Raw genomic sequence first — 24,122 nt, 5'->3', positions numbered from 1 at the left:
CGACACAATCGGACAGCATGGACCTCCCGGTGATGCCGCCCGTCAAACCGATGCTCGCCAAGACGGCCGCCCGTATCCCCGACGGGATGCACTACGAGGCCAAATGGGACGGATTCCGTGCGATCGTCTTCCGCGACGGCGACGAGGTGGAGATCGGCAGCCGCACCGCCAAACCGCTGACCCGCTACTTCCCCGAACTCCTCGACGCGCTGCGCACCCACCTTCCTCGCCGCTGCGTGCTGGACGGCGAGATCGTCATCGCCCGCGGCGGGCGCCTCGACTTCGACGCGCTGCTGGAACGCATCCACCCCGCCGACTCGCGGGTGCGCATGCTGGCCGAGCGCACCCCGGCCTCGTTCGTCGCCTTCGACCTGCTCGCGCTCGGTGACGACGCCCTGCTGGAGACCGAGCTGGCGACGCGGCGGGAACGGCTGGTGCACGCGCTGCGCGACGCCGCGGAACCGGTGCACACCGCCCCGGCGACCCGGGACGTGGACGTGGCCCGGCGCTGGTTCGAACAGTTCGAGGGGGCGGGCCTGGACGGGGTCGTCGCCAAGCGGCCCACCCTGCCCTACCGGCCGGACGAACGGCTGATGGTGAAGGTGAAGCACGAGCGGACGGCCGACTGCGTGCTGGCCGGATTCCGCTACCACAAGAGCGGACCGGTCGTCGGCTCGCTGCTGCTGGGCCTGTACGACTCCTCCGGCACGCTCCAGCACGTCGGCGTCAGCGCGTCCTTCCCGATGCGCCGGCGTCAGGAGCTGGTCGCCGAACTCGAACCGCTGCGCATGGAGTCGGCCGCCGGGCACCCGTGGGCCGAGTGGCAACGCGAGGAGGCGCACGCGAGCAGCCGGATGCCGGGCGGGCCGAGCCGCTGGACCGGTACGAAGGACCTCTCCTGGGTGCCGCTGCGGCCGGAACGCGTCCTGGAGGTCGCCTACGACCACATGCAGGGCGACCGCTTCCGGCACACCGCGCGGTTCCGCCGGTGGCGCGAGGACCGCGACCCCGCTTCGTGCACGTACGCGCAACTCGAGGAGCCCGTGAACTACGACCTCGCGGAGGTGCTGACCCCCTCCGGGCCGCCCTCCGGCGGGTGACCGCGGTACGAAGTGTGGCTCGAACAGGTGCCGATGGCGCCTGACGGGGTATGCGTACTACAGGGAGAAACCGCAGCACAGGGCCCCTACCTCACTCGAACGGCTCTGGTCGGCGTGAGCTACGGCGTTCGGGCGAACATGCTGGAGCGAGTAGGCCGTCAGCCCGCAGCCGGTGACCCTGACCAGCGCAGCCGGAGGTGAGACGATGCCGACGTTCTCGGTGACGCAGAGCTTGTCGACAAATCCACCTGAGGTCTTCGCCTTTCTCGCCGACGCACGCAACATGGCCCGTTGGAACTCGGGCGTCGCCGAGGTGGACGACGACGAGGTCTCGCCCGCGCGCAAGGGCGCGCGGTACCGGTACCGGTTTCCGGGCAGGCACCGCTTCCACCAGCTCGAATGCAGCGCCTACCGGGCGCCGTCCCTCATCGGCTTCCGCGGCCAGCGGATGTGGACGCCGCTGGGCATCCAGTCCGTCGGCTACACCTTCCGGGTGCGGCCCGGCGAGGAGGACTCCAGGGACGGCAGCACCCTGGAGATGAAGGTCGACGTGCACCTGTACGGCGGCATGCTGCTGCTGGTGCCCATCGTCGCCCTGGGCTGGCGACGGGACCTCCCCGAGGACATGGAACGGCTGCGCGGCATGCTGGAACCCGCCGTCGCCGAGCGCGACCACGAGCCGCTGACCTGGTGAACCGTGCGCGGACGCGCGGGACTTGTTGTCACCGGCGTCGACGGCTGGCATGCTCTCCTCGCCCTTACCGGCAAGTGGACCGGGCGATCCGAGGAGCATCCGTGACCGACGCAGCCCCCCACCGGCACGCACCGCGACCCTCCGGAGCGGCCGCGCCGCACGACGAAGCCGGTCCGGAGGCCGCGAGCCCGGGCAGCAGCCGCAGAGCCGTACTCCTCGCCTCCACCGCGCTCGCCGCAGCCGGCACGGCCGCTCCCGCGCGAGCCCGGGCCGCCGGAACCCCCGCCGCGCCCCCGCCCTCCGGCGGGGGCTTTCTCGTGGGCCGCGGCGTCGCCGACGCCACCGGTGAGATCGCCGAGGTGGGCATGATGGGCTACGGCCGTATCGACCAGCAGGCCGAGGGCCTGCACACCCGGCTGCGCGCCCGCGCCTTCGTGGTCGCCGACGACGACGGGGCAGACGGCGGCGAGCGGGCCGCGCTGGTGGTCGTGGACGCACCGATGATCTTCGAGAGCGTGCACCAGGCCGTGCTGCGCCGCCTCGCCGCCGACTACGGCGACCTCTACACGCACCGCAACGTGCTCCTCACCGCCACCCACACGCATGCCGGCCCCGGGGGCCACTCGCACCACACGCTGTACAACCTCACCACCCTCGGCTTCCACGAGAAGACCTTCGCCGCGGTCACCGACGGCATCGTCGAGGCCGTGAGGCGGGCCCACCAGGACCTTCAGCCGTCCGAACTCGTTCTCACCCACGGCGAGTTGCGCGGCGCGAACGTCAACCGCTCACGGGAGGCGTTCGACCGCAACGGCGCCGACGTCACCGGGTACTTCCCCGACGCCGTCGACACCCGGAGCACCCTGCTGCGGGTCGAGCGCGACGGGCGCCTCGCCGGCGCGCTCAACTGGTTCCCCACCCACTGCACGAGCATGTCCGGCGACAACCGCCTGATCAGCGCCGACAACAAGGGCTACGCCGCCTACCACTGGGAGCGGGAGGCCGGCGGCGGCGACTACCTCACCGACGACGGCCCCGGCCTGGTCACCGCTTTCGCCCAGACCAACGCCGGCGACATGTCGCCGAACCTCGACCTCACGCCCCCGACGACGCCCGAGGACTTCGCCCGTACCCGCGAGAACGGGCTGCGCCAGTACGAGGCCGCCGCCGGTCAGGCCGGACGCGCGGGCACCCGGCTCACCGGCGGCGTGGACTCCCGGCTGGTCTACGTGGACCTCTCCGACGTCGAGGTGCGCCCCGAGTTCACTGGCGACGGCCGCACCCACCGGACGTCGAAACCCGCGATCGGCGCCGCCATGATGGCCGGGAGCACCGAGGACGGCCCCGCCTTCCCCGGCTTCGAGGAGGGCGAGAACCCGTTCTGGGACCTCGTCTCCGACACCGTGCTCTACGAGGTCTCGCCCGAGCTGCGGCAGGCGCAGGCGCCCAAGGACGTCGTGGTGCCCGTCGGCGCGATGAACCGGCTGCTGCCCTGGGTGCAGGAACGCGTCCCGGTGCAGCTGGTGCGCGTCGGCGCGCTGTACCTGATCGGTATCCCCGGCGAGGTCACCATCGGCGCGGGTCTCCGCCTGCGCCGGACCGTCGCCGGCATCACCGGCGCCCGGCTCGACGACGTCCTGGTCGCCGGGTACGCCAACTCCTACCTCCACTACGTCACCACCCCCGAGGAATACGACGCCCAGCAGTACGAGGGCGGCAGCACCCTCTTCGGCCGCTGGCAGCTCCCCGCCCTCCAGCAGGTCGCCGCCGCACTGGCCACCGCGATGCGCGACGGCCGCGACCTCCCGCTCGGGCCGGTGGCCCCCGACATCTCCGACACGGCGCTCTCGCTCCAGCCCGGCGTCGTCCTCGACACCCCGCCGCTCGGCCACGCCTTCGGCGACGTGCTCACCGAGCCGGCCGACGGCGTGCGTCCGGGGGAGCGGGCCGAGGCGGTCTTCGCCGGCGCCCACCCGGGCAACGACCTGCACCGCGGCAGCACCTACCTGCGCGTCGAACGGCGCAGCGGCGGCGCCTGGACCGCCGTCGCGGACGACGGCGACTGGTCCACGACGCTGCGCTGGCGGCGGCAGGGCGTCTCCGCGTCGAAGGTCACCGTCACCTGGGACGTCCCGCCGGGGACCGAGCCCGGCACGTACCGCATCCGCTACCACGGCGACGCCAAACCGCTGATCGGCTCGCCGCGCGCCTTCAGCGGCACCACCCGGCCCTTCACCGTCCGCGCCTGACTGCCGCTCGCCCCCGCCGGGCCCGGCGCGGCACCATGGCCGGATGGACAGCCTGTTCCCGCGGTCGCGGGCCGTCGTGGCGCCGGGCGCGGTGCACGTGCCCGGCTGGCTGGACGTCCCGGCGCAGCGTGAGCTGGTCGCCGCCTGCAGGGGCTGGGCGCGCGGCCCGGTGCCGTTCCGCCACACCCGGCTGCCGCGCGGCGGCACCATGTCCGTGCAGACCGTCTGCCTGGGCTGGCACTGGCAGCCGTACCGGTACAGCCGCACCGCCGACGACGTGAACGGGCGCCGCGTCGCGGCCTTCCCGGACTGGCTGGGCGACCTGGGGCGGCGCGCCCTCGCCGACGCCTACGGTGATCCGGAGGAGGCCGCCGCGTACGCGCCCGACACCGCCCTGGTCAACTTCTACGACGCGCGCGCCACCATGGGCATGCACCAGGACAAGGACGAACGCTCCGACGCCCCGGTCGTCTCCCTGAGCATCGGTGACGCCTGCGTCTTCCGGTTCGGCAACACGCAGACGCGCACGCGGCCCTACACCGACGTGGAACTCGGGTCGGGCGACCTCTTCGTCTTCGGGGGGCCCGCGCGGTTCGCGTACCACGGCGTCCCCCGCGTACGGCCGGGCACGGCGGACCCGGCGACGGGCCTGGAGCGCGGCCGGCTCAACCTGACGCTCCGGGTCACCGGTCTCCCCGGCTGACGTGCGGCGGCGTCGCCTCGGCGCGTGCCTTGACGCTGCGCGCCTCGGTCTCGACGTAGCGGCGCGTCCGGGCGCCGAACACCGCGCGGACCAGCGGCGCGAGCGGGCCGCGCTGGTCGATGCTCAGCTCCAGCAGGCTCCCGCCGCCGGGGCGCGGCGCGACGCGGTGACCCCCCGTCGTGGTCACCCCGCCGCCGCGCGCCGTCCAGGCGAACGACGCTCCCGCCTCGAAGGCGGTGACCCGCCACCGCAGCGCGGGCATCCCCGGCTGCTTGATGCGTGCCCGTGAGCCGTGCCCCAGCGGGCCCGGCGTCTCCACGGTGAGCCGGTCCACGGTCGGCACGAAGTCCGGCCAGTCGCCGACCGCCGTGAGCACCTCCCACACGCGCTCCGGCGGTGCGTCGATCCCCACCTGCGTCGTCACCCTCACCGCGGACCCCCCTCGGGCCGGGCGGCGACCCTTTCGGCCGCCGTGTGTGTACCAGATGGTACATGGCGGGGTCGTCTTGCGGCACCGGGCGTCTACGATCGTGCGCATGCCGAGCGACCAGCCGAGCGACCAGCCGAGCGACCAGGCCGCGCCCGCCCGGCGCCCCGCCCGTGACAGGCTGCTGGCCGCAGCCGTCGACCACCTCGCCCGGCACGGTCTCGGCGACGTCAGCCTCCGCCGCCTCGCATCGGCCCTCGGCACCAGCCACCGCATGCTCATCTACCACTTCGGCTCCAAGGAAGGGCTGCTGGTGGCCGTCGTGGAGGCCGTGGAGGCGCGCCAGCGCGTGTTCCTGGCGGAACTGGCCGCCGACACCTCCACGCCGCCCCGGGCACAGGCGCGGCACATGTGGCGGCAGCTCTCCGACTCCGCGCCGGCGCCGCACGCCCGGCTCTTCTTCGAGCTCGCCGGGCAGGCCTTGCAGGGCCGGCAGCCCATGGCGCGGCTGCTCGACGGGCTGGTCGAGCCGTGGCTCGATCCGCTGAGCGCGCTGGCGCGGCGGAGCGGGATGGCACCCGAGGTCGCACGCGCCCACGCCCGCGTCGCGCTCGCTGCCGCCCGCGGCCTGCTGCTGGATCTCCTCGCCACGGGCGACCGCGAAGCGGTCGACCGGGCCGCCGACCTGCTCATCGCCGCCTACGCCCCCACCTGACCCGCGACGGCGGATCCGGCAGCCTGCGTCGAGGCGAGGCGACCAGCGGCTCGGCGTCCGGACTCGCCTCCGCACCAGGCGGCCGTCGTCGGGTCCACCGTGCGGTGCGCGGCGCAGGTGCGCCGGTGCGCGGGCGAACGCGGGCCGGAGCTGCCGGCCGAGCCGCGGCCGGCGGACTGTCCACTCAGGGGGACGTCGTCGGCCGTCCCGTTCCCGCGGGCGCCCGGGAGGGATGCGCCAGGCTTCGGCGCCGGGACGTCCGGCGAGGGTGGTCGGACCCGGCCGGGCGGCCTGGTGCTCTCGCAGCGGACGGCGTGCGGGGGCGCCGGCCCGCCTGCGGCGCCGGGCGAGTCGGGCGGTCGGTCGGTCAGGGCGCGTCGCGCAGGCCGCGGAGACGTTCGAGTTCGCGGCGGTCCCGCTTGGTGGGCCGCCCCGCGCCCCGGTCGCGGACACCCGCCGCGAGCGCGTCCGCGCGGGGCGGCGGGGGCGGACTCTTGTCGACGTAGCACTCGGCAGCCACCGGAGCACCGACCCGTTTGCGGACGAGCTGTTTGACCACGACGATGCGCTCGCGCCCGGCGTGCCGGAGGCGCACCTCGTCGCCGGGCCGCACGACCTGTGCCGGCTTGGCCCGGTCGCCGTTGACGCGCACGTGTCCGGCCTTGCACGCGGACGCGGCCAGCGAACGCGTCTTGGTGAGCCGCACGGACCAGATCCAGCTGTCCACCCGCACCGTCGCCTCGTCAGCAGCCATGGCCCCGACTCTAGTCAGCCCCGCCGCCCTTACGGCACCCGATCGGCCCAGCCTGCCGCCGGGCGCGGTTTCACCCTTTCCGGCGGAGGTACCCGGGCACGGAACGTCACACCAGAAGGGGGTCATCATGCCCAGTGGATCCAGCCGCAGGCGGGAGCGCCAGTACGAACACATCAAGGAGGGTGCCGAGAAGCGCGGCACCAGCGAGAAGCGCGCCAAGGAGATCGCGGCGCGCACCGTCAACAAGGAGCGGGCCCGCAGCGGTGAGGCCGAGCAGAAGAGCCGCGTCTCCACGCAGGACCGGCTGTCCGCTCCGGAGCGTGGCGGTAAGCGTTCCGGCAGGCGTCAGGGGCCCGGGGACTTCACCAAGGAGCAGCTCTACGAGGAGGCCAAGCGCCGCAACGTGGAGGGCCGTTCCAGCATGAACAAGCAGGAGCTCAAGCAGGCGCTCGGCAGGTGAAGGGGCCGGGTGCGCAGGTGCCGTGCCGGGCGGGCCCCCTCGGGAGGCGCTCGGGTCCGCGCCCGCTCCGCCCGTGACGTCCGGATCGCGAAGGTCGTGGTGTGCGGGTAGCGTGAAACGCGTGCTTCGGACCTGAAGGCACATCCGCGGGAGGGCACGGTCGAGGGCCGTGAACACCCCGGACGCATCTGGTCCGGCTCCCGCGGTGACCGCTCGAACACGCAGCAGCGAACCGGGAGAGCGCCGCCATGAGCACCACCACCCCCTTCCGCACCAAGCGTGCCCGCCACCCGCACGACGACGCCCCGGACACCCGGGACGCGTTCGTCCGCATCGCCGCGCTGCCGGACGGACCGGAGAAGGAGGAGCTCCGGCAGGACGTCGTCCAGGTCTGGATCCCCATGGCCCACCGTCTCGCCGGGCGCTACCGCAACCGGGGCGAGGCGCTGGAGGACCTCCAGCAGATCGCCGCCCTGGGACTCGTCAAGGCCGTCGCCGGGTACGACCCGGCCCGCGGCACCGCGTTCGAGAGCTACGCCGTGCCCACCATCGTGGGCGAGATCAAGCGCCACTTCCGCGACCACACCTGGGACCTGCACGTGCCACGGCGCGTCCAGCAACTGCGCACCCAGGTCCGGGCCAGCCGCCGGGAGCTGAACCTCACCCTCAGCGGACGCTCCCCGACGGTCGCCGAGATCGCCGAGCACAGCCGGCTGAGCGAGGAGGACGTGCTCCTCGGCATGGAGGCGCTGGACTCCTACAGCGCCCTGTCCCTGGACGCGGAGCTGTCGGCGGCGGACGACGGCTACTCGCTCCAGGACACCCTCGGCGTCTTCGAGGCGGGCTTCGACCTCGTGGTGTACCGCGAGGCGGTGAAGCCGCAGCTCTCCCGGCTGCCGGAACGCGAACGCCGCATCCTCTACCTGCGGTTCTTCTGCGACATGACGCAGAGCCGCATCGCCGAGGAACTGGGCATCTCCCAGATGCACGTCTCCCGGCTCATCCACCGCACCTGCGAACGCATACACCAGAAGGTCGACGCCGAACGCCGGAGGGAGCGCACCCCCGCGTCCGCGGGCTGACCCGGGCCCGGCCGGGGGTGGAACCGAGACGGAAAGCGAGGGAGAGCGCCTCATGAACGCGGTCCCAGCACGTTCCAGCGAGGGGCACACGGTCGTCGTCGTCGGCGCGACGGGCAACCTGGGCACCAGCATCGTCCGCGCCGCGGCGGAGGACGAGCGGGTGGCGCAGGTGATCGGCGTCGCCCGCCGGCTGCCGCACTGGAACCCGCCCAGGACACGGTGGCTGAGCTGCGACATCACCCGCGAGGACGCCGAGCCGGAGCTGGCCGAGGTGTTCCGCTCCGCGGACGTCGTGGTCCACCTCGCCTGGCTCTTCCAGCCGACCCATCGGCCCGCCCTGACGTGGCGCACCAACGTCCTGGGCGCGATGCGCGTCTTCCGCGCAGCCGCCGAGGTCGGCGTGTCCGGGCTGGTGTACGCCTCGTCCGTGGGCGCGTACTCGCCGCGGCCCGCGCACGACCCGCTGCGCCGGGTGGACGAGTCGTGGCCCACGCACGGCTGGCCCGAGGCCGCGTACACACGCGAGAAGGCCTACCTGGAGCGCTACCTGGACGCCTACGAGCAGAAGTTCCCGTGGATCCGCGTGGTGCGGATGCGGCCCGCGTTCCTCTTCAAGCAGGAGTCCGCCTCCGAGCAGCGCCGCCTGTTCGCCGGACCGCTGCTGCCGAACCTCCTGGTGCGCAGCGGGAACGTGCCGGTGGTACCGGACGTCAGCGGGCTCAGCATGCAGTTCCTGCACACCGACGACGCCGCCGACGCGTTCCTGGACGCCATCACGAGCACCGTGCGCGGACCGTACAACCTCGCCTCCGAGCCGGTCATCGACGCGAAGGTGCTGGCCCGGACGCTGAACGGGCGCATCGTGCGCATCCCCGCCGGCGCCGTGCGGACGGCGATCCGCGCGGCCTGGCTCACCCGCCTGCTCCCCGCCTCCCCACAGCTCTTCGACGCCGCTCTGCAACTGCCGCTGATGGACTGGGGCCGGGCCCACGAGGACTTCGGCTGGACCCCGCAGCGCACCAGCACCGAGGCGCTGCAGGAGTTCCTCCTGGGCCTGCGGACCAGCAGCGGCATGAACACCCCGCCGTTGACGTCGCGGCTGCCCCGCGGGGGCCGGGCCCGCGAGCTGGCCACCCGCTTCGCGGCCAGGCCCTGAACACCGTTTCGGCGGGGAAGCCGGAGGTACCCGATCCCGGTGTTCCTGCTGAAGCCTCCTGGGGTCTACCGGCCCCAGGGCGACTCCTTCCTCCTGCGAGACGCGCTGCTCGCCGCGCCGCCACCGGCCGGCGGGCGCGTGCTGGACCTGGGCACGGGTACCGGCATGCTCGCGCTGGCGGCGGCCGGAACGGGAGCGTCGCGGGTGTGGGCGGTGGACAGCTCCTACCGCGCGGTGCTGACAGCCCGGTGCAACGCCCTCCTGCGAGGCCTGCGGGTCCGTGTCATACGCGGCGACCTGCGTCGTCGCCTTCCGGCAGGGCCGTTCGACCTGGTGACGGCGAACCCGCCCTACGTGCCGTGCGCCGACGCGGGCGAGGCGTCCGGCCGGGCGCGGGCGTGGGACGCAGGGCTCGACGGCAGGCGCTACCTGGACCCGCTGTGCCGCCGGGCGCCCGCGTTGCTGGCCCCGGGCGGCAGTCTGCTGCTGGTGCACTCCGTGCTGTGCAGCCTGCCGACGACGGTGCGCCTGCTCCGCGAGGGCGGCCTGGGGGCCTCGGTGGTCGCCCGGCGACGGCAGCCCTTCGGCCCGGTGCTCGGCTCCCGTGCCTCCTGGCTGGAGGAACGCGGCCTCATCGCGCCCGGCCAGACGCAGGAGGAACTGGTGGTGATCCGTGCCCGGCGCGTCGCCGGATGAGCCGGCAGGCACCGACGGCCGGCGGGCGGGCGCCGAGCAACCGGAGACCGGTCCCCCGCCTTCGCGGAGGGACGCCCGCCGGGTCGTCGTCGACCCCGGCGGGCCGGTGCTGGTCGAAGGCCCCGTGGAGATCGAGCTGCCGGACGGTCGCACCGTTCGCTCCGACCGGTTCATGGTCGCCGTGTGCGCCTGCCGCCGCAGCCGCTCCTACCCCTGGTGCGACACCAGTCACCGTAGGCGTACCTCGGAGGCCCGCAGCAGCCGCGGCGGGGCGGCGCCCGGGCAGGGCCGGGAGGGACGGCGCTGACCGCGCCGCCTCACCCCGGCGGCCGGCGCAGCGACGACGTGCCGCGTTCCCACGCGCCCAGCAGGTGCGCCGCCAGGTCGTCCTCCACCAGCGCCGTCGCCTGCATACCGAGCACCAGTCCGCCGGCGAGCGACGGTTCACGGGCCAGCAGGTCCGCCACCACCTCGTGTCGCATCACCTGCTCGTGCACCGCGTCCGCCTCGATGTGCTCGGCGTAGAAGTGCACGCAGGCGGGCGCGGCACCCATCCGATCCAGGGCCCGCACCATGCGGCGGGCGCTCGGCGCCGTGGTGATCTCGGCCGCAGCGAAGTGCCCCACCAGGGCACCGCGCAGACCGCGGTGCAGTCCGAACAGCGACATCATGTTGACCACCGCGAGTGCCTCCGCGGGCACCGCGTGCAGATAGTGCAGGTAGCCGTCGTCCAGCCCGGCACCGGCCATCAGGTCCGCGTAGAGGCGGGAGTGCATCCGGTCGCCGCGCCCGCCGCCGAACTCGTCGAACTCCACGGCGACCAGGCCGGCTTTGGCACGGCCCTCCAGGCGAGGCACGGCCCAGGCGTGCGGGTCGGCTTCCTTCAGATGGTAGACGGAGCGGTGCACCAAGAACTCCCGCATCTGCGGCCAGGTGCCGTGCTCCGCGAGGTGGTGCGAGACGCCGGAGCCGTGCTGCGGTTCCACCAGCAGGGCGTCCAGCTCGGCATCGACCGCGGCCGCGTCCTCGCCGCCCGCGGCGCGACCGCGCAGCGCGTCCAGGAAGAGGCGCTCCAGGCGGGCCCGGAAGCCCAGCAGGCCGGGGTCCCACTCCCAACCGTCGTCCACCCCGCGCCAACCGCGGTAGTGCAGTTCGTACGCCGTCTGCAGGGCCAGGTGCAGGTCCTCGCCGAACGGGTCGGTGTCCGCGCCGGTGGGAGAGGGCCAGTGGCGCACCGTGCCCGGTGGCTGCCGCAGTGCCGCCAGGACGGCGTCCGACAGTGGGCCGCGCGGACCCGGCAAACCGGCCGGGCCGTCCCGCCGGGCCCGCGCTCCTGCCGTCCCGTTCGCCGTGCTCGCTCCCGTCCTCGAGGTGGCCGTCATGGCGGATGCTCCTCTCCCCGTGCACCCACCGGTGCGGGCGCGGAGGGGTCGGTGTCGTGGTCGTCCGCGGGTGCCGGCGCGCCCGCGGCTGGACGCAGAGCGTCCGCGGCCAGCGCACGCACGGCCGCGGCCGGGTCGTCCGGGCCCGCCGCCCGCTGCCGCTCGGCTCCCGTGCCGACGGCCGCCAGCCGGGCCAGGACCACCTGCACGAGGCCCAGGTCGCCGGCCGACTCCAGAGCGGGCCGCGTCCGGCGCAGCAGCGACCGCACCATCGACGTGGCGGGCACCAGGAGTCCCCGCCACGGGTCCACGGCCGGGCCGCGCAGGCCGTACCGGGCCGCCGACCACACCGCGGCCGCCGCGACCTGCTCGCCGACCGCGTGTTCGCCGTCCGTCCGCCGGTCGGCTTCGCGGCCCGCCGTGAGGTCGTCCAGCGCGGTATGCACCAGTGCGCGCGACAACGCGGCCTGGAGCAGCGCCTCGTCGACGGTGGCCGCCGCGTCGGCCGTGCGGAACTCGACGGTGGGGAATCGCAGCGAGGGCCGGGCGAGCCAGAACGTCATCTGCGGGTCGGCCAGCACTCCGCAGTCGACGAGGCGGGCGACCTCCGCCTCCTGCGCGGCCGCCGACGTGAACACCGGCGGCACCCCGGAGCCGGGGAAGGCCCGCTGCTCCAGCATGCGCCGACTCGCATAGCCGGTGTCCCGCCCGTAGCGGTAGGGGGAATTCACGGACAGCGCGAGCAGGGTGGGCAGCCAGGGACGCAGGTGGTTCACCACGGCCACCGCTGTGTCGCGGTCCGGGATTCCCACGTGCACGTGGCAGCCGCACACCTGGTAGTCGGCCACCACGTCGGCGTAGAGCGCGGTGATCTGTTCGAAACGCTCGCCCCGCGTCGCCGGCACCCGGCCGGTGGAGAGCGGCGGGGTGGCCGACGGCAGCAGCAGCGCACCGCCGGCGTGCGCCGCTCCGGCCAGCGCCCGGCGCCCGTGGGCCAACTGGGCGCCCAGTTCGGCGAGTCCGGTGCAGACCCCGGACGCCCCCTCGACCTGGCTGGTCAGAAGTTCCGGCTTGTAGACGGTACGGTCGTCCGCCGCGCGGTCCTGTTCCGCGCGCTCCAGCACCCGGCCGGCGCACGGCACGGGCGTTCCGTCGGCGGGGTGGACGAGGAGGAACTCCTCCTCCACGCCGAGGGTGCGCACGGGGGTCGGGGTCGCCGTCACGGCCTACTCCGCGAGTTGCGGGAGCACCTTGGTGCGGTAGAAGTCGAAGAAGCCGCGCAGGTCGTGACCGATCTGGTTCACGTGCACCGCCCCGAACCCGGCTTCCCGGTAGGCGGCGAGCGCCCGCACGTGCTCGTCCGGGTCGTCGCCGAGCGGCATCCCCGAATCGCGTACCTGTGCCTCGGTGACGAGCTGCCCGGCCTGCGTGAAGTGTGCCGGGGTGGGCAGCACTTGCCCCAGTTCGCCGGGCAGGAACATGTTCGCCCACCGTTCCCGCACGGTGGCGGCGGCACGGTCGCGGTCGGCGTCGTAGCAGACCTTGGTGCCGCCGACGGCCGGCCTCTGTCCGCCGCCGCCCCGGCGGAAGCGTGCCACGGCCTCCGCGTCGGGTTCCATGGTGAGGAAACCGTCGCCGATCCGCATTGCCAGCTCCTCCGCCGCCGGCCCGAAGGCGGACACGTCGATCGGTACGGCCTGTTCCGGCACGTCGTACAGACGGGCGTTCTCCACCGTGTAGTGCTTGCCGTAGTGGCTGACCTGCGTGCCGGTCATGAGCTGCCGGATGACGCCGACGGCCTCCTCCAGCATCTCCAGTCGGACCGACGCCTCCGGCCACACCGTTCCCAGCACGTGCTCGTTCAGCGCCTCACCGCTGCCGACACCGAGCCGGAAGCGGTTCTCTCCCAGCAGCACGGCCGACGTGGCCGCCGCCTGCGCCACCACCACCGGATGGGTGCGCACGGTGGGGCAGGTGACGGCCGTCTGCACGGGCAGCGAGGTGGCCTCGGCCAGCGCGCCGATCACCGACCAGACGAAGGGGGAGTGGCCCTGCACGTCGGTCCACGGGTGGAAGTGGTCGGAGATCCACAGTGAGGTGAACCCGGCCTGCTCGGCCATCCTGGCCTGTTCCAGCAGCTCCCGCGGCCCGTGGTCCTCGCAGGCGAGGAAGTAGCCGTACGTCATGTCGCGCGCCGTCGCGATCGCCTCACTCATGGCAGCCGGGTAACCGTGGGCGGGAGCCGGAAAACCGGCTTTCGCCCAGGGACGTCGGGCCGCCGTCAGCCGGTCGGCTCCACCCGGTCGCGCGGGGACAGCCCGCGGCCCCGCCCGCCGCCGAGGGGGCGGAGAGCCGCTGCGGTCGCCGGGCAGGTGGCCGGGGCTGCGCAGGACCGGCCCGGTGCGCATGCTCGGCTGGGTGGCGGCGTCAGGACCGCCGGTCACCCTCGGGCCGGCCGGACTCCCTCGGCGTCCCGCGCGGCGGCGCAGCGCCACCGGAGGAGGGCTCACGGCCTGCCTCCAGCTGCGCCAGCCGTGCCGTCAGGAGGTCCAGTACGGGTGCACGCGACGCGTGTCCGCGTTCGTACGCCAGCAGCCGCTCGAGGTCCGCGGCGGAGAGCGAGCGGGCGCGGTGCGCGATGTCGCCGAGGGAGAGGGCGGGATAGTCCGGCGTGGGAGGACGACCGGACGAGGTCTGGTCGGTCATGTCTGCCGGGTCACCGACGGCGGTGGGCCGAAACCCGCACGGTCGGCCGCCGGCGGCGCCGCGGCGGTCCGTCCTCAGCGGGCGGGGCCCGGCTCCTCGCGCACCACCTCGGACGGGTTCTTGTCGGCGCGCAGACCGACGAACCGCGGGTGCCGCAGCATCCCGTCCCGTGTCCACTCCGTGAACGCCACCTGAGCGACCAGCTCCGGCTCCACCCAGTGCGCCCCGCGCTCGCCCACCGCGTCGGCGAACGGCGAACGCGAACGAGTCAGACCGTCCAGCCGTGCCCGCAGCGAGGCCAGTGCCGCCCGGTCCCAGCCGGTGCCGACCTTCCCCGCGTAGCGCAGCCGACCCTCCGCGTGGTAGCCCAGCAGCAGCGCGCCGAAGCCGACACGGCCGCCCGACGGCTCGGTGAATCCGCCCACCACGAACTCCTGCCCCCGGCTGCACTTCAGCTTCAGCCAGTCGGGCGAACGCCGGCCCACCTGGTAGCGGCCCTGCGCGCGCTTGGCGACCAGCCCCTCCCAGCCCCAGCCGCACGCCCGGTCCAGCAGCTCCTGCCCGCCCGCGTTGCGATGCGGGGTCTGCCGCAGCGGCGGCCCGAAGACGAACGCCCGCCGCAGCAGCGCCTTCCGCGCGCGCAGCGGCAGCCCGGTGGTGCGCACGCCGTCCAGCGCCAGCAGGTCGAACAGGCAGTACGTCACCTCGACACCGGTCGCACGGGCACGCCGCGGGTCGCTGATCTGCATGCGCCGCTGCAGCCGCGCGAAGTCCGTTCGCCGGCCGGTGAACGCGACGATCTCGCCGTCGATGCTGAAGTCCTCGCAGTCCTGCTCCTCCAGGGCCTCCACCAGCTCCGGGTACGTACGGTTCATCACCTGGCCGGTGCGGGACAGCAGCCGCACTCGGCCGTGCTCGCGCACCGCGACGGCCCGCACTCCGTCCAGCTTCCGCTCGAAGATCCATCCCGCGCCGAAGTCGCGGCGATCGCTGGACCGCGCCAGCATGGGAGCGGCGGGCGGTCCACCGTCCGCCAGCGGCGCCAGCAGCCGCCGCTGGTCGGCCGGCAGCAACTCCAGCAGGCCGGTACGGCCCATCGTCCACCTCCCGGTGTGCCCCTCCACTGTGCCCCGGGGCGGGTCGGCCCGCACACGGCCGCATCGTGCCCGTCCGGCGGGGTACCGCGTTCCGGCGGAGAGTCACATCCGTGCCGGAACGCCGGACATCCCGTCGGAGCGAGAGGATTCATGACCGAGCAGACCACCCCCCGGCACGGGCCGGGCAGCACGTGGGGCGATCACCGGACACGCACTGCGGCCTGGGCGTCCCGCGCCGTGACGTCGGCCGGGCCCGAGCGGGACAGCGTGGTGATCGTCCTGAAGTGCACGCTGGCAGCCTGGCTGGCGTGGCTGGTCTCCTACGACCTGATGGGGGCGGAGACGGCGGCCTTCGCGCCGTTCTCGGCCGTGCTGATGATGCAGGTCACCGTCTACCAATCGGTGGTGCAGTCGCTGCGCTACGTCGCGGCAGTCGGCGCCGGGGTGGCACTTCAGGCGCTGTTGGGCTTCTTCATCGGCCCCGACCTGCTCACCTTCGCCGTCGTCTCCCTGACGGCGCTGGCCATCGGCCGCTGGCCCGCGCTGGGTGCGCAGGGCACCCAGGTGGCGACCGCGGCCTTCTTCGCCTTCTCCACCTACCTGGCCGCCACCACCGTCGGCGACCGGATCGCCCAGCTGGGTCAGCTCGTCGTGCTGGTGCTGATCGGCAGCGGCATCGGCGTCCTGGTGAACCTGCTGGTGCTGCCGCCGATGCGTTACCGCAGCGCGGAGTACGGGGTGCGCCGGGTGGCGGACGTCCTGGCCGCCACCTTGGAGGAGATCGGTCCAGCGCTGCGCCGGGACGAGTTGGACACCGACCGCAGCGGCCACTGGCGCGCGCAGGCAGCGGGCGTGGGGCGTACCGTCTCCCAAGCGCGTACGGGTCTGGACACCGCCCGGGAGAGCCGGCACTTCAACCTGCGCCGGCTGCTGCGACGCAACCGACAGTCCCACGGGTTCCGCGGCTACGAGTCGGTGCTGGACGCCCTGGAGCGGGTCCAGCACCAGCTGGCCTCCCTGGTCCGCGCGCTGGACCGGATCGCCGAGGCCGAGACGGGCCCCCGGCACCGCACGTTCCTGGGCAGGTACGCCGACTGCGCCGACGCGCTGGCCGCCCCCGCACGGCTGCTGGCCGGAGTGGAGGAGACCCGGCTCCCCGCGCAGATCCAGGAACTCCGCAGCCGGCTCCGTCAGGCCGAAACGGCGGCCGACCGGCTCGACGACGCCGCGGCGCACCTCGACATCTCGCTGGCCCGGGGCGGTGGTCCACCGTACGGGGTGCTGCTGCTCGAGGCGCACCGACTGCTGGAGGAGTTCCAGTACACGACCGAGGTGTTGGCCGACAGTCTCCCGGTGGCCGCCCGCCCCGGGCGCTGAGCGTGCGACGGCGCTCCGGCCGGACCATGCCTGCCCTGCCGGAGCGCCGTCGCGGTCGCTCCGACGTCAGCCGTCCTGCCGGGCCGCCGTCCGCTCCCGCTGCGGCACCACTGTGTATGCCGGATCCTCCGCGGAGGCGATGCCCGCCGCGAACACCCCGAAGCGGGTGCACGCCGAGCCGGCGAGCAGCGCCAGGCCACTCGCGCAGGCCGCCGCCCGGCTGCGGCCGCCGAACAGGGCGGAACCCGCGGCGCCCGCCGTGGTCAGCACCCGTGCCGCCCTGATCAGCCGCCCGGCGCGGCCGGTGTGCCAGGTCTCGGCCACCATGCCCAGGCTCCGGTCCGCGGCCTTCTCTGCAGCGGCGTCGGCCGCGGCGGCCAGCACCGCCGCGCAGCGTGCCGGGCCGTTCTCCCGCACCGGGCCTGCGGCCAGCGCCATTCCCGAGGCAGCCGCGGTGGCCGATGCGCAGAAGAGGTAGGGCAGTTCGCGGTAGGCGTCGTGCCAGGCCGGCACGGCCGTGTCCGCGGCGAGCACCGCCGTGTACGCGGCCACCGCCGGGCCCAGCAGCGCCGCGGCACCCGTCGCCGCCGCCCCGGTCCTCGGCAGCCGGCCGGTGAGCGCGCTGACCGCTGCGCCCCCGGCCAGCGGCCCGTATCCGGCGAGCAGCCAGGAGCCCACGCTCATCGGCGAGGTCGGCTTCATCACGCGCAACATGTTGCCGAAGCGGGCCGGTCGGCCCAGGTCGTGGATGAGCGCCGCAGTCGCCAGCGAGACCGCTCCGAGCGACGAGCACTTGAGCGCCGTGGCGGTGCTCGTGCGGCCGGTGGCGTGGGCACCGGCGGCCAGCACCGAGCCGGCGCCCGCGAGCCCGCCGAGGAAGAAGTAGCCGGCGATGTCCCGGGCCTGCCAGGCCGGCGCCTTGATCACCGGCCTGCCGTAGTAGTCGCGGAACTCCGCGCGCGGCACCATCGAACGTTCCCCACGCCCCTTCGCGCCGCGGCGGAGCCTGCGCTCGCCGCCGCCGCGCAGCACCTGTGGAACAGCCTCCCGGCCGGTAGGGGCTGACGTGTCCGCCCCTACGTCCCCGCGCGGGGTGTCCTCGCCGCTCATCGGCTTCCCCTCCCTCGGGCGTTCCGCGCCAGCGCCGGCAGCGCGAACGACGCCAGCAGGCCGCCGGCCAGCGACAGCGCGGCGGCGCCGGCGTGCTTCCACATCGCCGGCAGGTCCCGGGTGGTCACCACCGGGTCCGGTGGCAGCCCGTACACCTCCGGCTCGTCCAGCAGCAGGAAGAACGCGCCGTCGCCGCCGACCCCGTCCTCCGGGTCGTGTCCGTACAGGCGGGCGTCGGCGATTCCCGCCTCGTGCAGCTGGTCCACCCGCAGGGCGGCGCGTTCCCGCAGCTCGTCCAGTGGGCCGAACTGGATGGACTCCGTCGGGCAGGCCTTGGCGCAGGCCGGCTCCTGACCGGCACCCAGCCGGTCGTAGCACAGCGTGCACTTGAACGCCCGGCCGTCGGAAGGGCGTTGCTCGATCACGCCGTACGGGCAGGCCGGCACGCAGTAGCCGCAGCCGTTGCAGATGTCCTCCTGCACCACGACCGTGCCGAACTCGGTGCGGAACAGCGAGCCGGTCGGGCACACGTCGAGGCAGGCGGCGTGCGTGCAGTGCTTGCAGACGTCGGACGACATCAGCCAGCGCATGCCGCCCTGCTCACCGGACGCCTGCCCGGTGGTGTCCCTGCCCGTGGCGCCGTCACCGCCCGCCAGGGGCAGTTCGGTGCGGCCCTCCGGCGCGGGGACCGGGAGCGCCGGCCCGTCCTGCTCGATGAAGGCGACGTGCCGCCAGGTGGAGGCGCCCAACTCCTGCGTGTTGTCGTAGGACATGCCGCTCAGCGACAGGCCGTCCTCCGGGAGGGCGTTCCATTCCTTGCACGCCACCTCGCACGCCTTGCAGCCGATGCAGACGGAGGTGTCGGTGAAGAAGCCCACGCGCTCCGGGGCGCCGACGTGGCCGGCGTCCCCCGCCGGGTCGGGCTCCGGCCCGCTGAGGAGATGGTCGGTCATCGGATCACGCCTCCCTGCCCGTCCGTTCGCTGACTCCGGCACGCTCCCGGTACGCGGCGACGAGCTGCCGCAGCGCCGGGCCGCGCGGACGCCGGCCCGGCCGGATGTCCGCGGTGAGCGCCTTGTCCTCCTGAATGTGCGCGTTGGGGTCCAGCGAGATGCTCACCAGTTCGTTGGCCGCGTCACCGGTGACCACGCCGTTCGGCCCCCAGTGGAACGGCAGGCCGATCTGGTGCACGGTGCGGCCGTGCACGGTCAGCGGCCTGATCCGGTCCGTGACCAGCACCCGCGCCTCCACCGCGTTCCGCGCCGTGACGACCGTCGCCCAGCCGCCGTTCTCCAGCCCCCGCTCGGCGGCCAGCGCGGGGGACACCTCGCAGAAGAACTCGGGCTGGAGTTCCCCCAGGTAGGACGACCAGCGGCTCATGCCGCCCGCGGTGAAGTGCTCGGTGAGCCGGTGGGTGGTCACCACGTACGGGAAGACCTCCATGCCGGGGTCGCCGCCGCTGGGGTGGTAGCGGTTGCCCTCGTGCGGGTGCAGCTGCCGGGCGGGGGAGCGGGCGTGCCGCGGGTAGAGCGCGTTGGGGAACGGTGAGTCCTGTGGCTCGTAGTGCGTGGGCAGCGGGCCGTCGACCAGGCCGGCGGGCGTGTACAGCCACCCCTTGCCGTCCGCCTGCATGACGAACGGGTCGTCGCCGCGCAGTGCCGCCACGCCTTCGGTCCCCTCGGGCGGCACGTGGTCCGGTGCCAGGTCGGGCACGAAGTCCGGAACGTCGTGGCCGGTCCACTTCCCTGACGCGCCGTCCCACCACACGTACGCCTTCCGCTCGCTCCACGGTGTGCCGTCCGGCGCTGCGGAGGCGCGGTTGTAGAGGATGCGGCGGTTCGCCGGCCACGACCACGCCCACTCGTGCGCCGTCCAGTTCTGCTCGGTGTGCGGCTTCTTCCGCGCCGCCTGGTTGACGCCGTCGGCGAACACGCCGCAGTAGATCCAGCAACCGCATGTGGTGGAGCCGTCGTCCCGCAACTGGGTGTAGGCGCTCAGTGGTGCCCCGTCCGGGCCGCGGCCGTTGATCTCGGCCAGCACGCTCGCGGCGACGGGCTCCGCCAGCTCCCCCTCCACCGGATAGTCCCAGGTCAGGTCTTGCACCGGTCGGTCCATGGCGTCGGTGGAGCCGGTCAGCTTCGCTTTGATGCGACGCCCCAAGTGGTACATGAACCACAGGTCGCTGCGCGCGTCGCCGCCCGGTTCGACGGCCGCCTCGTGCCACTGCAGCCAGCGGTTGGTGTTGGTGAAGGAGCCCGACTTCTCGGTGTGTGCGGCGGCGGGGAAGAAGAACACCTCGGTGCCGACGTCCTCGGTCCGCAGCTCGCCCGACTCGATCTCCGGCCCGTCCTGCCACCAGGTGGCCGACTCGATCAGCGAGAAGTCCCGTACGACCAGCCACTCCAGGTTCGCCATGCCCAGCCGCTGCAGCCGCGTGTTGGCAGATCCCACCGCCGGGTTCTGGCCCATGAGGAAGTAGCCCTTGCACACGCCCTCGAGCTGCGCCATCACCGTGTCGTACGTGCTGTGTGAGCCGGTCAGCCGCGGCAGGTGGTCGAAGCAGAAGTCGTTGCCGGGGGCCGCCGCGTCGCCGTAGTACGCCTTCAGCAGGCTGACGAAATAGGCGCGCATCTCGCCCCAGTAGCCCTTGCGGGTCCTGCTGGCGGCGATGAAGTCGTCGAACCGCTGGTGGGCGTGCGCGTGCGGCATCGGGAGGTAGCCGGGCAGCAGGTTGAACAGCGTCGGGATGTCGCTGGAGCCCTGGATGGACGCGTGCCCGCGCAGCGCCTGGATGCCGCCGCCGGGTCGGCCGATGTTGCCGAGCAGCAGCTGGAGCACACTTGCCGCCCGGATGTACTGGGAGCCGACCGTGTGCTGGGTCCAGCCGACCGCGTAGGCGAACGCGCTGGTGCGTTCCCGGCCCGAGTTGGAGGTCAGCGCGTCGCACACCTCGCGGAAGGTCTCCTGCGGCACGCCGCAGATCCGTTCCACCGTCTCCGGCGTGTAGCGGGAGTAGTGCCGCCTGAGGATCTGGTACACGCATCGTGGGTGCTGGAGAGTCCCGTCGCGTTCGGGTTCGGGGCGAGTCTGTGCGCCGCCGGAGCCGTGCGCCTCGGAACCGCCCGCCGCGTGCACCCGTTCCTCGTACAGCGTGTCGCGCTTTCCGGCACCCGCCTGCACATGTGTCCCGGCGTACTGCCAAGTGCTCACGTCGTACGTGCCGGTTTCCTCGTCCAGTCCGGAGAAGACGCCGTCGAGATCTTCGGTGTCCTGGAAGTCCTCGCTCACCAGCGTCGCAGCGTTGGTGTAGTTCAGCACGTACTCGCGGAAGTCCTTCTCCTCCTCCAGCACGTGGTGGATGATCCCGCCGAGGAACGCGATGTCCGTCCCGGCCCGGATCGGCACGTGCAGGTCGGCGGCGGCGCTGGTACGCGTGAACCGGGGGTCGACGTGGATGATCTTCGCGCCGCGCGCCTTGGCCTCCATCACCCACTGGAAACCCACCGGATGGGCTTCGGCGTAGTTGGAACCCTGGATGACGATGCAGTCGGCGTGCTGCAGGTCCTGCATGAAGGTCGTCGCGCCGCCGCGGCCGAACGACGTCCCGAGTCCGGCTACCGTCGCGCTGTGACACACCCGCGCCTGGTTCTCCACCTGCACCACGCCGAGGCCGGTGAAGAGCTTCTTGATCAGGTAGTTCTCCTCGTTGTCGAGAGTGGCCCCGCCCAGGCTGGCGATGCCCAGGGTGCGAGCCGTCCGCAACCCGTCGCTCTCCCATTCCCAGGTGCGACGCCGGGTCTCGATCACCCGTTCGGCCACCATGTCCATGGCCGTCTCCAGGTCCAGCGGCTCCCATTCCGCTCCGTACGGTCGCCGGTAGAGCACCTGATGACCTCGGGCGTCGCCGGTGGTGAGCTGGAGCGTGGCCGATCCCTTGGGACAGAGCCGGCCGCGGCTGACCGGCGAGTCCGGGTCGCCCTCGATCTGGACGACCTTCTCGTCCTTGACGTACACCTGCTGTCCGCAGCCCACCGCGCAGTACGGGCACACGGACTGCACCACCCGGTCCGCCCCGTGCGTGCGGGGCCGCAGGTTCTCGGTGCGGGACGACGTCACCGCGCTGCCCCTCCCAAGTGGATCACCGCCGGTGAACTGCCGGTACACCGGCCAGCGACCGAGAATCTCGCGTACACCCATCACACGCCTCCAGCGGCGCACGCGGCACCGCTACGGGAACCCGACCCGGCACGCGGTGCCCGTCCTGCGAGGTTCTATTCCCCGGCCCTCCCGTCCTCCCCGGCCGCCGGCCCGCGCGAGCCGCGCTCTTCCCGCGGGCGGCCGAACGAGGTGCGCCGCGACAGCAGCCGCGACAGCACCACGTCCAGCCCTGCTACCAGCAAGTACGCCATCACCGTGCCCAGACCGGTCAGCGGCCGGGCCCACGGCTCAGGGAGGTGCGCGAGTCCGAAGGCCACGGACACCGCCACCGCGACGGAGACGAAGTCGAAACCGCCGCTGAGCGTCAGCACCTGGTCGCCCTCGTTCAGCGGGCTGCGTCGGAAACGTCCCAGAAAGCAGACGCTGAGCAGCACGAAGGCCCCGGCGGCGCCCAGTGCGAACAACACCGTCTCCAGCGCGCCGCCCGGCCCGCGCAGCGCGGAGGCCAGCCCGTAGGCCGCAGTGATCGAGAGGGAGAAGCCGTACGCCGTCGCGTTGTCCCGCAGCGCGGTCCGCACTCCCCACCCCTAGGCGTGGAGCTGTCCGACCGCCGCCCGTGATGTCTGCCGCTCAGGTGGCGGCGTGGCGGACTCGGGCATGGTGTCAGCCTCCCACGTGCCCCTGCTGGGGCGCCCGAAGTGCGAGGTCATGTCGCCGCGCGGTTCGGAGGGCGGATACGGTATGCCGAAGCAGGCGCGGCGGACGGCCGCACGGGGCGAACGTGGAGCGAACGAGAACGTGGTGAAAGACGACAACCCGCACCCGGTGATGCGGGGGATACTGATCCTCCTGGGCGGACTGCTGGTCGCGGTGGGGGTGGCGCTGCTGGTGCTCCCCGGACCGGGTCTGCTGCTGGTCTTCGCCGGCATGGTGCTGTTGGCCCGCGCCATCCCGGCACTTCACCGGCACGTGGCCCCAGTCCGCGCTCGCGCGATGCAGGCGGCCGAGGACAGCGTCTCTTCGAAGTGGCGCATCGCCGGCTCCGTCGTAGTGGGTCTCGGCCTTCTCGGCGGCGGCGTGGCCTGGGCCCTGGTGGAACGGCTGCCCTACAGCGGCTGGAGCACGGGCGGCAGCCTGATCGTCTCCGGCATCGTGCTGTTCGTGCTGCTGGTCTGGAGCCACCGCCGGCTGCGCGCCGAGCGGGCCGCGGCGGCCCCGGTCGTCGGCGGCGCACCCGGAACGAAGCCGCCCACAGGCGCGTAGGGGAGCCTTCGGCCGCCGTCGGTGCAGCGGCGCACGCACGCATCCCCGCGTCGCCGCCGAGCAGGACCCCCACGGCACGGCCCGCACCGAACGGTGCGGGCCGTGCCGTGCGTCCCGGAGGCGAGGTTCGCGACCGCCGCGCGGTCAGGCGACGGACAGCGCGTCGATCAGTTCCCCCACCTCGGGGTCGGGCAGTGCACGGGCGACGTCCGCCTGGGCGACCATCCCGACCAGGGTGTGGCCGTCGATGACGGGGAGCCGGCGCACCTTGTGCTCGGCCATGGTGGCCATGATCTCCTGCACCTCGTCGTCCGCACCGATGGTCACGGCCTCGCCCTGGGCCAGCTCGCCCGCCCGGGTGGCGTCCGGGTCCTTTCCGGAGCCCAGCACGCGGACCGCGATGTCCCGGTCCGTGAGCACGCCCTTCAGCCGGTCGTCCGTGCCGCAGATGGGCAGTGCGCCCACGTCGAGCTTCTTCATCTTGCGCGCCGCGGCCAGAACGGTCTCGTCGCTGCGGACGCACTCGGCACCCGGAGTCATGATGTCGCGGGCGGTGGTCATCGTCTCTCCTGTTCGTCGATTTCTGCTTCTGGGTTGTCCTGCACGTCACCGGGCGGGCGGCCTCAGGTGTGCCCGGGGCCGCCGCTGTGGAAGCCTCCGCTGCTCCCGGGGTCCCAGCGCCTGCGCTTGACCTCGCCCTCCTCCTCGGACTCCGACACCGTGTAGCCGCTGTCGGAGACCTCGTACGGGTACCTGCGCCGTCCGTCGCGCGGCATCTCCGACGGGCCGGCCCGCCCCTCCTGGTAACCCTTCGGGGCGCCCGGGGCGGGGGTGCCGGCCTCGGAGGCACGGGAGTCGCCCCGTCGGCGCTGCCGCATGCCGATGCCCACCAGCAGGATCAGGGCGCCCACCACGAGCAGCCCGATCACCAGAGGTGCGATGCCGATGAGGTGGTCGCGTCCCAGCTCCGCCAGCTGCGCGTCCATGCCCTGT

At 73.6% G+C, this 24,122-nt stretch carries 25 protein-coding genes; 12 read left to right on the top strand and 13 right to left on the bottom strand.

What is annotated here, in order from left to right; genetic code table 11:
* Nucleotides 1-17 precede the first annotated feature (17 nt).
* The 4 genes from RM572_RS22650 to RM572_RS22635 all read left to right on the top strand — a co-directional run bounded on the left by RM572_RS22650 (nt 18) and on the right by RM572_RS22635 (nt 4,746).
* Nucleotides 18-1,100: an ATP-dependent DNA ligase gene (locus RM572_RS22650; protein WP_311675257.1), complete on the top strand. Its 1,083-nt coding sequence runs from the start codon at nt 18-20 to the stop codon at nt 1,098-1,100.
* A 205-nt stretch (nt 1,101-1,305) separates the two neighbouring features.
* Nucleotides 1,306-1,794: an SRPBCC family protein gene (locus RM572_RS22645; RefSeq protein WP_311675256.1), complete on the top strand. Its 489-nt coding sequence runs from the start codon at nt 1,306-1,308 to the stop codon at nt 1,792-1,794.
* A 101-nt stretch (nt 1,795-1,895) separates the two neighbouring features.
* The gene (locus RM572_RS22640) at nt 1,896-4,043 is read left to right on the top strand and encodes a neutral/alkaline ceramidase (RefSeq protein ID WP_311675255.1); all 2,148 of its coding nucleotides are present in this window, start codon (nt 1,896-1,898) and stop codon (nt 4,041-4,043) included.
* 43 nt (nt 4,044-4,086) lie between these two features.
* On the top strand, nt 4,087-4,746 hold the full coding sequence (locus RM572_RS22635; protein ID WP_311675254.1) for an alpha-ketoglutarate-dependent dioxygenase AlkB family protein: 660 nt from the start codon (nt 4,087-4,089) through the stop codon (nt 4,744-4,746).
* Here RM572_RS22635 and RM572_RS22630 read toward each other — a convergent pair.
* On the bottom strand, nt 4,727-5,284 hold the full coding sequence (locus RM572_RS22630) for an SRPBCC family protein (RefSeq protein WP_311675253.1): 558 nt from the start codon (nt 5,282-5,284) through the stop codon (nt 4,727-4,729). The two genes, RM572_RS22635 and RM572_RS22630, sit on opposite strands and share 20 nt — an antisense overlap.
* On the opposite strand from RM572_RS22630, the gene RM572_RS22625 reads away from it, so the two are divergent.
* On the top strand, nt 5,283-5,888 hold the full coding sequence (locus tag RM572_RS22625; RefSeq protein WP_311675252.1) for a TetR/AcrR family transcriptional regulator: 606 nt from the start codon (nt 5,283-5,285) through the stop codon (nt 5,886-5,888). The two genes, RM572_RS22630 and RM572_RS22625, sit on opposite strands and share 2 nt — an antisense overlap.
* A gap of 367 nt (nt 5,889-6,255) precedes the next feature.
* Here RM572_RS22625 and RM572_RS22620 read toward each other — a convergent pair whose 3' ends face one another.
* Entirely contained in the window at nt 6,256-6,642 is a 387-nt protein-coding gene (locus tag RM572_RS22620) for an RNA-binding S4 domain-containing protein (RefSeq protein WP_027762288.1), read from the bottom strand.
* A gap of 127 nt (nt 6,643-6,769) precedes the next feature.
* Here RM572_RS22620 and RM572_RS22615 point away from each other — a divergent pair, with 127 nt between their 5' ends.
* The 5 genes from RM572_RS22615 (at nt 6,770) to RM572_RS22595 (ending at nt 10,343) form a co-directional block, all read left to right on the top strand.
* Nucleotides 6,770-7,102, top strand: a complete 333-nt coding sequence (locus tag RM572_RS22615; protein WP_311675250.1) for a plasmid stabilization protein — start codon at nt 6,770-6,772, stop codon at nt 7,100-7,102.
* A 248-nt stretch (nt 7,103-7,350) separates the two neighbouring features.
* Nucleotides 7,351-8,184, top strand: coding sequence for a SigB/SigF/SigG family RNA polymerase sigma factor (locus RM572_RS22610; RefSeq protein ID WP_311675249.1), 834 nt, complete (start codon nt 7,351-7,353; stop codon nt 8,182-8,184).
* A 52-nt stretch (nt 8,185-8,236) separates the two neighbouring features.
* A complete protein-coding gene (locus tag RM572_RS22605; RefSeq protein ID WP_311675248.1) occupies nt 8,237-9,340 on the top strand; it encodes an NAD-dependent epimerase/dehydratase family protein in 1,104 nt (367 codons plus the stop codon).
* Between the two features lie 39 nt (nt 9,341-9,379).
* The gene (locus RM572_RS22600) at nt 9,380-10,036 is read left to right on the top strand and encodes a HemK2/MTQ2 family protein methyltransferase (protein ID WP_311675247.1); all 657 of its coding nucleotides are present in this window, start codon (nt 9,380-9,382) and stop codon (nt 10,034-10,036) included.
* Nucleotides 10,014-10,343 carry a CDGSH iron-sulfur domain-containing protein gene (locus RM572_RS22595; protein ID WP_311675246.1) on the top strand — a complete coding sequence of 110 codons (330 nt, stop codon included), beginning with the start codon at nt 10,014-10,016 and terminating at the stop codon, nt 10,341-10,343. Before RM572_RS22600 ends, RM572_RS22595 begins: the two co-directional genes overlap by 23 nt.
* Before the next feature lie 10 nt (nt 10,344-10,353).
* Here the strand turns inward: RM572_RS22595 and RM572_RS22590 are convergent, their stop codons facing one another.
* The 5 genes from RM572_RS22590 to ligD form a co-directional block, all read right to left on the bottom strand.
* On the bottom strand, nt 10,354-11,418 hold the full coding sequence (locus RM572_RS22590; RefSeq protein ID WP_311675245.1) for an iron-containing redox enzyme family protein: 1,065 nt from the start codon (nt 11,416-11,418) through the stop codon (nt 10,354-10,356).
* Entirely contained in the window at nt 11,415-12,641 is a 1,227-nt protein-coding gene (locus RM572_RS22585; RefSeq protein ID WP_311675244.1) for a carboxylate-amine ligase, read from the bottom strand. Before RM572_RS22585 ends, RM572_RS22590 begins: the two co-directional genes overlap by 4 nt.
* Nucleotides 12,642-12,644: 3 nt before the next feature.
* On the bottom strand, nt 12,645-13,634 hold the full coding sequence (locus RM572_RS22580) for a TIGR03557 family F420-dependent LLM class oxidoreductase (RefSeq protein WP_394813679.1): 990 nt from the start codon (nt 13,632-13,634) through the stop codon (nt 12,645-12,647).
* Between the two features lie 211 nt (nt 13,635-13,845).
* Nucleotides 13,846-14,124, bottom strand: a complete 279-nt coding sequence (locus tag RM572_RS22575) for a hypothetical protein (protein ID WP_311675243.1) — start codon at nt 14,122-14,124, stop codon at nt 13,846-13,848.
* 74 nt (nt 14,125-14,198) lie between these two features.
* On the bottom strand, nt 14,199-15,221 hold the full coding sequence (ligD, locus tag RM572_RS22570; protein WP_311675242.1) for a non-homologous end-joining DNA ligase: 1,023 nt from the start codon (nt 15,219-15,221) through the stop codon (nt 14,199-14,201).
* 150 nt (nt 15,222-15,371) lie between these two features.
* Here ligD and RM572_RS22565 point away from each other — a divergent pair, with 150 nt between their 5' ends.
* Nucleotides 15,372-16,598: an FUSC family protein gene (locus tag RM572_RS22565; protein ID WP_311675241.1), complete on the top strand. Its 1,227-nt coding sequence runs from the start codon at nt 15,372-15,374 to the stop codon at nt 16,596-16,598.
* Nucleotides 16,599-16,664: 66 nt separating this feature from the next.
* On the opposite strand, the gene nrfD is transcribed toward RM572_RS22565, so the two are convergent.
* The 4 genes from nrfD to RM572_RS22545 form a co-directional block, all read right to left on the bottom strand.
* Entirely contained in the window at nt 16,665-17,708 is a 1,044-nt protein-coding gene (nrfD, locus tag RM572_RS22560; protein ID WP_394813678.1) for an NrfD/PsrC family molybdoenzyme membrane anchor subunit, read from the bottom strand.
* Nucleotides 17,705-18,661 carry a 4Fe-4S dicluster domain-containing protein gene (locus tag RM572_RS22555; RefSeq protein WP_311675240.1) on the bottom strand — a complete coding sequence of 319 codons (957 nt, stop codon included), beginning with the start codon at nt 18,659-18,661 and terminating at the stop codon, nt 17,705-17,707. Before RM572_RS22555 ends, nrfD begins: the two co-directional genes overlap by 4 nt.
* A 4-nt stretch (nt 18,662-18,665) precedes the next feature.
* The gene (gene fdh / locus RM572_RS22550) at nt 18,666-21,905 is read right to left on the bottom strand and encodes a formate dehydrogenase (protein WP_311675239.1); all 3,240 of its coding nucleotides are present in this window, start codon (nt 21,903-21,905) and stop codon (nt 18,666-18,668) included.
* 74 nt (nt 21,906-21,979) lie between these two features.
* Nucleotides 21,980-22,444, bottom strand: coding sequence for a hypothetical protein (locus RM572_RS22545; protein WP_311675238.1), 465 nt, complete (start codon nt 22,442-22,444; stop codon nt 21,980-21,982).
* A gap of 79 nt (nt 22,445-22,523) precedes the next feature.
* On the opposite strand from RM572_RS22545, the gene RM572_RS22540 reads away from it, so the two are divergent.
* Entirely contained in the window at nt 22,524-23,129 is a 606-nt protein-coding gene (locus RM572_RS22540; protein ID WP_311675237.1) for a PGPGW domain-containing protein, read from the top strand.
* Between the two features lie 144 nt (nt 23,130-23,273).
* Here RM572_RS22540 and RM572_RS22535 read toward each other — a convergent pair whose 3' ends face one another.
* Nucleotides 23,274-23,690: a CBS domain-containing protein gene (locus RM572_RS22535; RefSeq protein ID WP_311675236.1), complete on the bottom strand. Its 417-nt coding sequence runs from the start codon at nt 23,688-23,690 to the stop codon at nt 23,274-23,276.
* A gap of 62 nt (nt 23,691-23,752) precedes the next feature.
* Nucleotides 23,753-24,115 (bottom strand): DUF6479 family protein, encoded by a 363-nt coding sequence (locus RM572_RS22530; RefSeq protein WP_311675235.1) that lies wholly within the window; start codon nt 24,113-24,115, stop codon nt 23,753-23,755.
* Nucleotides 24,116-24,122: the final 7 nt, after the last annotated feature.

Source organism: Streptomyces hazeniae, from assembly GCF_031845485.1.
GTDB classification, from domain to species: domain Bacteria; phylum Actinomycetota; class Actinomycetes; order Streptomycetales; family Streptomycetaceae; genus Streptomyces; species Streptomyces hazeniae.
Note: the sequence above shows the minus strand (reverse complement) of the source record. Positions and strands in the feature narration are given on the sequence as shown.

Coding starts and splice junctions, on each gene's coding strand:
- RM572_RS22650 (WP_311675257.1), top strand. CDS start 18: ATGGACCTCCCGGTGATGCCGCCCGTCAAACCGATGCTCGCCAAGACG.
- RM572_RS22645 (WP_311675256.1), top strand. CDS start 1,306: ATGCCGACGTTCTCGGTGACGCAGAGCTTGTCGACAAATCCACCTGAG.
- RM572_RS22635 (WP_311675254.1), top strand. CDS start 4,087: ATGGACAGCCTGTTCCCGCGGTCGCGGGCCGTCGTGGCGCCGGGCGCG.
- RM572_RS22625 (WP_311675252.1), top strand. CDS start 5,283: ATGCCGAGCGACCAGCCGAGCGACCAGCCGAGCGACCAGGCCGCGCCC.
- RM572_RS22630 (WP_311675253.1), bottom strand. CDS start 5,284: ATGCGCACGATCGTAGACGCCCGGTGCCGCAAGACGACCCCGCCATGT.
- RM572_RS22620 (WP_027762288.1), bottom strand. CDS start 6,642: ATGGCTGCTGACGAGGCGACGGTGCGGGTGGACAGCTGGATCTGGTCC.
- RM572_RS22615 (WP_311675250.1), top strand. CDS start 6,770: ATGCCCAGTGGATCCAGCCGCAGGCGGGAGCGCCAGTACGAACACATC.
- RM572_RS22610 (WP_311675249.1), top strand. CDS start 7,351: ATGAGCACCACCACCCCCTTCCGCACCAAGCGTGCCCGCCACCCGCAC.
- RM572_RS22605 (WP_311675248.1), top strand. CDS start 8,237: ATGAACGCGGTCCCAGCACGTTCCAGCGAGGGGCACACGGTCGTCGTC.
- RM572_RS22590 (WP_311675245.1), bottom strand. CDS start 11,418: ATGACGGCCACCTCGAGGACGGGAGCGAGCACGGCGAACGGGACGGCA.
- RM572_RS22580 (WP_394813679.1), bottom strand. CDS start 13,634: ATGAGTGAGGCGATCGCGACGGCGCGCGACATGACGTACGGCTACTTC.
- RM572_RS22575 (WP_311675243.1), bottom strand. CDS start 14,124: ATGACCGACCAGACCTCGTCCGGTCGTCCTCCCACGCCGGACTATCCC.
- ligD (WP_311675242.1), bottom strand. CDS start 15,221: ATGGGCCGTACCGGCCTGCTGGAGTTGCTGCCGGCCGACCAGCGGCGG.
- RM572_RS22565 (WP_311675241.1), top strand. CDS start 15,372: ATGACCGAGCAGACCACCCCCCGGCACGGGCCGGGCAGCACGTGGGGC.
- nrfD (WP_394813678.1), bottom strand. CDS start 17,708: ATGAGCGGCGAGGACACCCCGCGCGGGGACGTAGGGGCGGACACGTCA.
- RM572_RS22555 (WP_311675240.1), bottom strand. CDS start 18,661: ATGACCGACCATCTCCTCAGCGGGCCGGAGCCCGACCCGGCGGGGGAC.
- fdh (WP_311675239.1), bottom strand. CDS start 21,905: ATGGGTGTACGCGAGATTCTCGGTCGCTGGCCGGTGTACCGGCAGTTC.
- RM572_RS22540 (WP_311675237.1), top strand. CDS start 22,524: ATGGTGTCAGCCTCCCACGTGCCCCTGCTGGGGCGCCCGAAGTGCGAG.
- RM572_RS22535 (WP_311675236.1), bottom strand. CDS start 23,690: ATGACCACCGCCCGCGACATCATGACTCCGGGTGCCGAGTGCGTCCGC.
- RM572_RS22530 (WP_311675235.1), bottom strand. CDS start 24,115: ATGGACGCGCAGCTGGCGGAGCTGGGACGCGACCACCTCATCGGCATC.